A 9475-nucleotide genomic window follows, 5' to 3' on the forward strand; every position below is an offset into this window, starting at 1 on the left:
GGGCAAGTCGGTCGCGATCAACACCATGATCCTGTCGCTGCTCTATAGGCTCAGCCCGGATCAGTGCCGCCTGATTATGGTCGATCCGAAGATGCTCGAACTTTCCGTCTATGACGGCATCCCGCATCTGCTCACCCCCGTCGTTACCGACCCGAAAAAGGCGGTGATGGCGCTGAAGTGGGCCGTTCGCGAGATGGAAGACCGCTACCGCAAGATGTCGCGGCTCGGTGTGCGCAACATTGACGGCTACAACCAGCGCGCAGCCGCCGCCCGTGAAAAGGGCGAGCCTGTCATGTGCACGGTCCAGACCGGCTTCGAAAAGGGCACCGGCGAGCCGCTGTTCGAACAGCAGGAAATGGACCTGGCGCCGATGCCTTACATCGTCGTCATCGTCGACGAGATGGCCGACCTGATGATGGTCGCCGGCAAGGAGATCGAAGGCGCGATCCAGCGGCTGGCGCAGATGGCGCGCGCTGCCGGTATCCACCTGATCATGGCGACGCAGCGTCCCTCGGTCGACGTCATTACCGGCACGATCAAGGCGAACTTCCCCACCCGCATCTCGTTCCAGGTGACGTCGAAGATCGACAGCCGCACGATCCTTGGCGAACAGGGTGCCGAGCAGCTGCTCGGCCAGGGCGACATGCTGCACATGCAGGGCGGCGGGCGTATCGCCCGTGTCCACGGTCCGTTCGTCTCCGATCTGGAAGTCGAACACGTGGTCGCACATCTGAAGACGCAAGGTCGCCCGGAATACCTCGACACCGTCACGGCGGAAGAAGAGGAAGAGGAGCCGCAGGAAGAGACGCCGGTCTTTGATAAGAGCGCGCTTGCGTCGGAAGACGGCAACGAACTCTACGACCAGGCGGTCAAGGTGGTGCTGCGCGACAAGAAGTGCTCGACCTCCTACATCCAGCGCCGCCTCGGCGTCGGCTACAACCGCGCGGCCTCGCTCGTCGAGCGCATGGAAAAGGAAGGCCTCGTCGGACCGGCAAACCATGTCGGCAAGCGCGAGATCATCTACGGCAACCGCGACCATATGAGCGCGCCCGACAACGACGACATGGATTGATACCGGTCGCAGGCGTCGCCCAAAACACGGATATCAAGCCGTCGCTGACAGATTGTCGGCGGCGGCTTTTCTATTGTCGCGTTGGTGCTAGTGTCGCCTGCGCCAGGAGCGGCCGTAATGCTTCCGGCCCTGATATCGCGCATGGGATGATCTGATCGGTGTAGGCAGTAACGCATCGTCGCAATGAGACACCGATCTGGCCAAGCCTGACGCTTGCTCTCATCCTTCATGCTTTCGCCGCGCTGGCGCTTTTCCTCCTGCCGTCAGCGAGGCCGCCTGTTCCGACCCCGGACGAGGGGATCGCCGTTCAGATACTGGAATTGCCGCCCCCACGCCCCGAGGTGGACAGCCCGTGCACGAACCACATGAAGCTCCGGCCGTCGCGCCTTCCGTATCGGAGACGGCGCCTGCGGCGGAAACAGCCACGCTGCCTCCGGCTGCCCAGCCGATGGTGCAAGCGAAGCGGTTCTTCTCGGCGGCGATACTGGCCGATTCACGCAGCAGACAGGCGCTGGAAGGGCTTTCGCAGCTTGCTGCCGATGAGCGGATCGTCCAGCTCTGCAATCTCGAGGCGATGGAGCAGGTTCATCGCTGGCGCGTCGACTTTAACCCCGACTTGCTCGTCGCCTACGCCACGTCGAATGTCCGCCTGACGGGGCGGGACCTCCGCGCCGATGGCGCCGCCTTCCGCAGCAGGGGGCGTTGGTTCAGCATCAAGTTTGGCTGCGCCGTGGCGTCGGATATCAAAAGCGTCGTGCGGTTCGAGTTTCAGGTCGGCGATGAAATTCCGAAAAGTGAGTGGGAGGCGCATTTCCTCCCTGCAGGCGCCGAAGCCCACTGATAGTCGCCATGGCCAGGGTCCGCCTGCACCCGGCGCATTTTGGTGAGGCGCCGGACGAGAACAGGCTGCGAAGGGGGATCACGCCGGGGCCGGTCCGCCTTTGGCGTGGCCTGCGCGACAGCAGTGCTTGAGTTGCTTGCCGGATCCGCAAGGGCAGGGGTCGTTGCCGCGCAGTTGCAGGCGACCGACAAGCGGCAGAAGCGCTGAGGAGGGAAGGAGGCTGGCGATCAGGATCGCCAGCCTGGCGGAAATGCCGGGAATGACCAGCCGCCGCCGTGCCTTGAAACCGCGCCAAGCGCATCTTGCCACGTATTCCGGAGTGGCCTTCGGAAGCGCTTTGAACAAGGCCGCCCTGTTGGCGCCGGATTTTTCGAGGAATTCGGTCGACACCGGTCCCGGCGCAACGCAGGTCACGGTTACGCCCGTCTTTCGCGTCTCTTGGTAGAGCGCCTCGGAGAAGGAACGAACGAAGGCTTTGCTCGCATAATACATCGCCATGTACGGGCCGGGCGTGAAACTGGCGACGGAGGCCAGGTTGATGACGCCGCCGCGGCCGCGCGCGACCATGCCAGGCAACAGGTGCAAAGTCAGGGCCGCTAGCGCGCGTACATTGACGTCGATCATGCCAATCTGGTCGGCAATCGGCAAAGCGGTCGCCGCGCCGCGCAGGCCATAGCCGGCACTGTTGACAAGAACGTCGCAGACGAGGCCTTCGCGCGCGAGAAATTCGTCGAGAATGCGCGTGGCATCGGGGGCGGCAAGATCGACTGGCAGGGAGAATGCCTCGCCGCCCGCCTGGTTGATCGCAGCCTCCACGACGCGCAAGCCTTCGATGGACCGCGCGACCAGAACGACCGGCGCGCCGTCTCGCGCGGCAAGCTCGGCAATTGCTCTGCCGATGCCCCGGGACGCTCCGACGACGACAATGGCGGCTCGTGGTGATTGCTGCAATGTCATGCGGAAGGCTCCGGCGCGCCGATGGGCGCATTGTCGGCTTTCGTAAGGCCCGCCACCTCGTCAGCGATCTCGCCGTTCAATATTTCCTCGAAACGCGCCAGGGCGCGCGCGACGTTGGCGCCGTCCATGACGCGGTGGTCATAGTGGATTCTCACGGTTACCGACCCGTCGTCGCCGATCGGCCCATAGTTGAAGATGGTGGTGAGCGGCGTCAGCGGATTGAGCGATTCCGCACCCAGGCCGGAATAGACAGACAATTGGAAGGTGCCGAAGCGGTGGCCCCGCTGGCGCCCCATGTTCAGGCTGAGCCACATCAGCAGCCGCCGCAACGGCGCCGGCAGGCGCGCGATCTTCAACGCCCGCCGGAACTCCCTGATCTCAAGTACGGGACGGGAACGGGCCTCCTGGAGCAGGGCGCTCAATTCGCCAATGGATCGCCGTTCGGGTGTCTTGATCGTGCTGAGAAGAACGACCCGCTCGCCTTCGTACTCGCGCTCGTGCGCCACGGACGCGATGCTTCCGGGGTACTCATAGAGTTGCGGTCTCGGAAGCTTGATATAGGCCCGGCGGAAATCTGGCGTCTCCTGCGAGAGTAACCCGTAGCCCTTGAGAAACAACACCATCCACGAGGGCCGGTCCGAGCGGCTTGCCCGGGCTTTGTGCAACGCGCTGATGTCCATCTGCCGCTGCACCGTGACCCGAGGCACGCCGATGGAAAATCGCATCAGATCGCCGACGAGGCGTCGTGCGGCGGAAAGCTTGATCGGTCGGCCCCGCATAGTGCCACCTCTAGTAGATATAGGGTATAATTCGCTTCGTCCTGTCCATGTAGTCGCGATATTCGGGCCCGAAGAATTCCAGCATCAGGCGCTCCTCCTTGCCCACGCGCAGGAAGAAAAGAACAGCGAATCCAACAAGCCCCGCAAGTCCGACCACCCAGTTCGACAGAAGCAGCATCTGGCCGAGGCCCATAAGCAGGAAGCTCGTATACATCGGGTGGCGGACGGTGGCGTAAGGGCCCGTGCTGATCAGCTTGTGCTTTTCGCGGATTTCCAGCGAAATGGACCAGTTGCGGCCGAGTTCCTTGTGCGTTCGACGGAAGGTCCAGATCGCGGCGGCGAACACGAACGCCCCAAGTCCGACCAGCCATGGTTGGGCGACGTAGTCGGCAAATCCCGGAATTCCTGTCGCCACATAGAGTGCTGGCACAATGGCAAGGCCGAGCGAAGCCGCAGCCAGGCCAATCGTATCGGTCGTCGATCGACGGTTGCTCATCACCCGCACACGCCTTGCACGGCGTTCGAACGGGTAACGGACGACATACCAGGCAACGATGCCCACGACCCAGACGATTTCGCCGATGGAAGCGGCAGACATGTTCACGTTGGCTCACCCAAGCTTTTTTGTGCGGATGCTGGTCCGCAGGTGGCAATCACGCACGAGACTGCCATGCGTCGCTCGGACCTGACAAGGCAATAAAACCGCAGCGGTCGAGAACGCCGTTGATGAGCGATGGAGGCGCTTCCTTGTGCCTGGTCAGGCGTGGTGTGCTCGCCCGCTAGCCGCCGTTCATCTCACGCAGCCGCGTGATGAATTGCTGCGGCCTCAGCCAGATGCCAGGTGTCTTGTAACCCATGGAGCGCGCGATGTCGGCGACGAATGCGTTGCAGTTGTAGATCGACGCCTGCCAGAAGCGGGCTTCGGACTTGAGCTTTCGGATTTTGGCAACGACGTCGCGATATTGCGCCTCCGTCAACATGACGCGCCAGCTCGCCGACCTGTATTGTTCTTCGAGGTCGCCGTCGCTGGCACCAGTTTCGGCCGGGACCGGCAGAAGGTGGCCAATAACATAGGGAGCGGTATCGCTTGTCGCGGGAGCAAGCCCCGCAACTTCCGGATTGACCATTGCTCCGGACTTGCTGAGCTGGCCGAAAATTACATAGGAGTGCCCGTAACTGAGCGCATAACGAGAGCGGAACTCGATGAAGTAGCCCTGATTGCTCTGTTGCGACGTGCCTGCATAGCTTGAGACAAACCGCGGCTGTGGGCCCTTATCTTGCGATTGACACGCCGTGAGCGCCATTGTGGCCAATACGGCGAACGAAATAAGACCTCGTGAACGCATCATTCCTGCGCCATCTTTCCCGAATTCTGATGAGCACGCGAGAATGCCACTTAAGGCTTTCGGTCCGCGCGCCCCTACGAGTGGCCGGGCTGGCCACGATCAGATAGGGCGGGGAGGACCATGGTCCTCCCCGAACCAAGGTCAGAATTATTTGTAAACGGGCGCCGGTTCTGCGGCCACCGGTGGTGGGGCCTTGCCTTTGCCTTTGCCGATGGTCCCGCACGCCGCGAGGCTGGCGACGGAAAGCAACGCAACTGTAACGATTAGGATTCTGCTCATCAATATGTCCTTTCCTCTGTGGTCGGAATGGTTATTCGAAGGCAACGCTTACAGTATTAGTAGCAATTCACGATTCGGCCTAGTGCGGAAAGAACACACTCCCTGTCCGCTTTATCGTTACCAAAATCCAAACTGTGTTTCGGAACATTCCCGCCCTACTCCAATACGAAAGAGAGATAGAGTACGCTATCAAATGATCAATACCGGAGTTCCAATTGGTGTCCGCGCGTAAAGATCGACTATATCATCATTGGTTAGACGTATGCAGCCGTTTGAAACGGCCTGGCCTATAGTCCAGGGTGCATTCGTGCCGTGGAGGCGGAACTTGGTGTCCTGTCCGTTGCGATAAAGGTATAGAGCCGACGCGCCCAAAGGGTTGTGAGGGCCGCCTGTAACGCCGCCGGCGTATTGCGCCAGTTCCGGTTTGCGTCGGATCATGCTTGCGGTGGGCGTCCATGACGGCCACTCGGCCTTGCGACCGACGATGGCTCGCCCTTTGAGTGTGAGCCCTTCCTCTCCGACGCCGATTCCGTAACGCATCGCCCATCCGCCGTTTTCGATCGAATAGAGATAACGTTGAGATGTATCGACGAGAATTGTTCCGGCCGGTTCCTTGCCGTCATACCGGACGTGTCTCTTTCGGTAGCGTGGATCCACACCCGGTGTGCCACCGTACAGCGATGGGAACGAAACGCCCTGCCAGCTTGAACTGCACCCGGCCAGCAAGCCAAGGCTGCTGATAAACAGGGCTCTCCGAGTAATGCGCTGATTGTCCATCTTTACCTGCTGAGAAAAATGGTACACCCCGACTCGCTTTTAGCATTGCAATATTTGCCGGCAAAGTTCCGATCAGTCAAACTAAACCATGCGTCAGCCTATGCGTTCGGAACAGGAGATATTTTTGCACGTTCCGCGGGAAAGTCTGCGCAAGAATAATGTATTCGTGCGGACGAATCTGAATGGTGCTCGGAAATCTCATTAAAATTGCTGGTGTTTTTCGCGTCTTTCTGTGGACGGTGGGTCGATAAATCTGTGCCTCGCATCGAATGCATGAAATGATTTGCGACATCGCACACGTTCGATTGGTCGAATGTGACAACTGGAATGACGGTATGAATTTAGGCTTCACTGGCAAAGTCGCTGTGGTGACCGGCGCCGGTTCAGGAATCGGCGCGGCCGTATGCCGGCAACTCGCGGCCGAGGGCGCGGAAGTCATTGCTGCCGATGTCGATGCGGACGCAGTGCGTCTCGTCGTTGAAGATATTTGCGCGAATGGAGGCAAGGCCCATCACGTCGCGCTTGATGTCGCGGATGCAGCCGCCGTTGAAAAGCTGGTGAACTACGCCGTTCAGACCTGTGGTGGCCTGCATCTCGCAGTCAACAATGCCGGGATCGACGGCGTTCGCAAGGCAACCGCCGACTATCCAATCGACAGCTGGCACGCGCTGATGGACGTCAACCTTCACGGCGTTTTCTATTGTATGAAATACGAGATCGCGGCCATGGCGGCGCAGGGTGGCGGCGCGATCGTAAATACAACGTCCATTCTCGGTTCGGTCGCCTTGCCGACCGCCGCCGCCTACACGGCGGCCAAGCACGCAGTGGTCGGGCTGACGAAGGCCGCTGCGATCGAGTACGCCCGTAGCGGTATTCGCATCAATGCGGTGGCGCCCGGCTGGATCGACACGCCGCTATCGGGCGAAAATGCCGACGTGTCCAGCAGCCGGCGCATGATGTCGCTGCAGCCGATGGGACGCCGTGGCACGCCGCAGGAAGTGGCGGCCCTGATCTGTTTCCTGCTGTCGGAACAGGCAAGCTTCATCACCGGAAGCGTTCACCTCGTCGATGGCGCCTACACCGCTCACTAGCGGGTCGCGCACGCACCGTTCCAATCCCCTCCCGTTGTTCAGGGCACGCAGACGCGCGTCCGGCTTCGCGCAGCGTTTGCTGTGTGGCAGGAATAAAAACGTTTTTATTTTTCTTGAAAACGTTTTTATTGGCTGTTACCTCTAGTCTCCAGGAGAAGGCCTAAGCCTGGGAGGGTGCATGGCGACTGAGATGCACAGGGCGCGACGCACGCCGACGCCGACGATCAAGACCCTGGCGGAGATGACCGGCTATTCCATTGCCACGATCTCCAAGGCCCTGCGCGAATCGCCCGTGGTTGCACCGGCGACCAGAGACATCATCTACAAGGCGGCACGCGAAGTCGGCTACCAGGCCAACGCCCGCGGCATGGCGCTTCGCACCGGCAAGAGCTTTCAGGCGGCCGTGCTGATGCCGGTGACGGCGGCGCGCGACTATGAATGGGACGGCGTCGAATACACCCAGACCCTGAGCGGCATCAGCCAGGCGCTCGAAGGCACCGACTACCGCATGTCCGTGCATGTCATCCGCGATGCCGCCGATGGCGCCGAAGCGGCGCGCCGCATCGTCGACCAGGGGCTTGCGGACGGGCTGATCTTCTCCGGCATTCTCGCCGACGATCCGCGCATCGATCTGCTCGTCGGCGAGGATTTCCCCTTCGTCTCGATGGGACGTTGCCGCGGGGATCTCAACTATGCCCATGTCGACATCGACAACGAATGGGCCGCGCATGCGGCGACCGCGCGGCTGATCGCCGGCGGCCACCGGCGGATCGCGCTGGTCAATCCGGAGCGGCGGCTTTCCTACGCGCTCGACAGGATCGACGGCTTTGTCCGGGCGTTTCGCGAGGTCGGTCTGGAAGCCCCGACGGATCTGATTGCCGAGGGTGATCTCTCGACCCATTTCGGACGGCAGACGGTGATCGATTTCCTGCAATTCGACGACGCGCCGACCGCCTTCGTCTGCATCAACGAATCCACCACGCTCGGCGTGCTCTCGGGCCTCGGCAGCCTCGGGCGCCAGGTCGGCGTCGATGTCGATGTCATCGCCTATGACGACATCAATGTCAGCGCCTATTTCACGCCACCGATCACCACTTTCTATCAGCCGATCGAGGTGCTCGGTCGCACGCTCGGTCAATTCCTGCTGCGCCGCATGGAGGGGGAGGACCCTGGGGCGTTGCGGCAGGTCTTCCGGCCGACGCTGATCGAGCGCCAACCCGACAATCTCGGCGGCCGTCTGATCCAAAACTAATCATCCAAGGAGGAGAACCATGAAAAAACTGATGATTGCCATGGCCATTGCGGCCCTTGCTTCGAGCGTGTCGCACGCCGCCGATCTCGGCGGCAAGCTCTTGAAGGTCGGCTCCGACACGACCTCGCCGCCGATGGAAAGCATCGATCCGGCAACCGGACAGGTCGTCGGCTTCGACGTCGATGTCGTCAATGCCGTCTGCGCCAAGATCAACTGCCAGGCCGAATTCATCACCACCGGCTGGGACGGCATCTTCGCAGCCCTCGACCAGGGCAGCTTCGACCTCGTCGCGTCGGGCGTCTCGATCACCGAGGAACGCAAGAAGGCGATGGACTTTTCTGACCCTTACATCGTCAACAGCCAGGCCGTGCTGATGCGTGCTGACGACCAGGGCATCACGCTCGACGCCTTCAAGGACGCCGGCAGGAAGCTTTCGGCCCAGGCCAACACCACCGACGCCCAGGTTGCCGAAAGCGTCGTCGGCAAGGAGAACGTCGCCGCTTACGACACGTTCAGCGCCGCGATCATCGCGCTCAAGAACAAGGACGTCGACGGCGTCGTCATCAACGGCGCCAATGCGGCCGCCTACGAGCGCGAGTTCGCCGGCGAGCTCGTCGTTGCCATCAAGGATCTCGAATCCGATCCGCTCGGTCTCGTCTTCCGCAAGGGTGACGAAAACGTCGCGGCCTTCAACGAGGGCCTGAAGCAGATCAAGGACGACGGCACGCTCGACCAGCTGATCAGCAAATACTGGGGCCTCAAGTAAGCCTTTGAAATCGATCGGATCCGGAGCGTGCCGCGCTCCGGGTCGTCTGTTTGTCTGTCCTGTGCCCCGGAGGAATGAATGTCGTTCCTGAGAAGCGTGCGTCCGAGCAATCTGATCATCCTGACCGCGCTGCCCTTCATCATCTATCTGTTCATCTCCTCCGGCGACTATCAGCGCTCGCTGCGTGCGATCCTCGGCGTCGAGAACGGTTCGTCGGCCTTCGTGCCGGGCTTTCTGGCGCTGGCGATCGCGTTTTGCTCGGGCATCGCGGTGCTCGTGTTCTCGCGCGCCAAGGCGCCGCGCCCGCGGCTTGCG

Annotated in this window: 11 protein-coding genes and 1 pseudogene; 6 read left to right on the top strand and 6 right to left on the bottom strand. The window is 61.4% G+C overall.

Annotation, left to right across the window (positions count from 1 at the left end; all coding sequences use genetic code 11):
- Both L981_RS12830 and L981_RS12835 read left to right on the top strand, forming a co-directional pair.
- The coding region (locus L981_RS12830) for a DNA translocase FtsK (RefSeq protein ID WP_043616275.1) at positions 1-1072 on the top strand (1072 nt) is incomplete at its 5' end.
- Positions 1073-1424: 352 nt separating this feature from the next.
- Complete coding sequence (locus L981_RS12835) at positions 1425-1913, top strand: DUF930 domain-containing protein (protein ID WP_245281624.1); 489 nt, start codon at positions 1425-1427, stop codon at positions 1911-1913.
- Positions 1914-1991: 78 nt separating this feature from the next.
- Here L981_RS12835 and L981_RS12840 read toward each other — a convergent pair whose 3' ends face one another.
- From L981_RS12840 to L981_RS33760, 6 genes are all read right to left on the bottom strand, one after another.
- Positions 1992-2870 (bottom strand): SDR family NAD(P)-dependent oxidoreductase, encoded by an 879-nt coding sequence (locus L981_RS12840; RefSeq protein ID WP_043616281.1) that lies wholly within the window; start codon positions 2868-2870, stop codon positions 1992-1994.
- Positions 2867-3649 carry a hypothetical protein gene (locus L981_RS12845; protein WP_052201773.1) on the bottom strand — a complete coding sequence of 261 codons (783 nt, stop codon included), beginning with the start codon at positions 3647-3649 and terminating at the stop codon, positions 2867-2869. Before L981_RS12845 ends, L981_RS12840 begins: the two co-directional genes overlap by 4 nt.
- Before the next feature lie 10 nt (positions 3650-3659).
- Entirely contained in the window at positions 3660-4247 is a 588-nt protein-coding gene (locus L981_RS12850) for a protein-S-isoprenylcysteine O-methyltransferase (RefSeq protein ID WP_043616284.1), read from the bottom strand.
- 181 nt (positions 4248-4428) lie between these two features.
- Entirely contained in the window at positions 4429-4998 is a 570-nt protein-coding gene (locus L981_RS12855) for a hypothetical protein (RefSeq protein WP_043616286.1), read from the bottom strand.
- Between the two features lie 144 nt (positions 4999-5142).
- Complete coding sequence (locus L981_RS35535; RefSeq protein WP_082006004.1) at positions 5143-5274, bottom strand: ABC transporter; 132 nt, start codon at positions 5272-5274, stop codon at positions 5143-5145.
- 189 nt (positions 5275-5463) lie between these two features.
- Complete coding sequence (locus tag L981_RS33760; RefSeq protein ID WP_082006005.1) at positions 5464-6051, bottom strand: L,D-transpeptidase; 588 nt, start codon at positions 6049-6051, stop codon at positions 5464-5466.
- 335 nt (positions 6052-6386) lie between these two features.
- On the opposite strand from L981_RS33760, the gene L981_RS12860 reads away from it, so the two are divergent.
- The 4 genes and pseudogenes from L981_RS12860 to L981_RS12875 all read left to right on the top strand — a co-directional run.
- Entirely contained in the window at positions 6387-7142 is a 756-nt protein-coding gene (locus L981_RS12860) for an SDR family NAD(P)-dependent oxidoreductase (RefSeq protein ID WP_043616289.1), read from the top strand.
- Between the two features lie 178 nt (positions 7143-7320).
- The gene (locus L981_RS12865) at positions 7321-8394 is read left to right on the top strand and encodes a LacI family DNA-binding transcriptional regulator (protein WP_043616291.1); all 1074 of its coding nucleotides are present in this window, start codon (positions 7321-7323) and stop codon (positions 8392-8394) included.
- A 19-nt stretch (positions 8395-8413) separates the two neighbouring features.
- The gene (locus tag L981_RS12870; protein WP_043616293.1) at positions 8414-9160 is read left to right on the top strand and encodes a transporter substrate-binding domain-containing protein; all 747 of its coding nucleotides are present in this window, start codon (positions 8414-8416) and stop codon (positions 9158-9160) included.
- Positions 9161-9238: 78 nt separating this feature from the next.
- A pseudogene (locus L981_RS12875) lies at positions 9239-9475 on the top strand (amino acid ABC transporter permease); the annotation flags it as partial.

Origin of the sequence: Ensifer sp. ZNC0028, assembly GCF_000799055.1 — a bacterium.
Lineage (GTDB): Bacteria > Pseudomonadota > Alphaproteobacteria > Rhizobiales > Rhizobiaceae > Ensifer.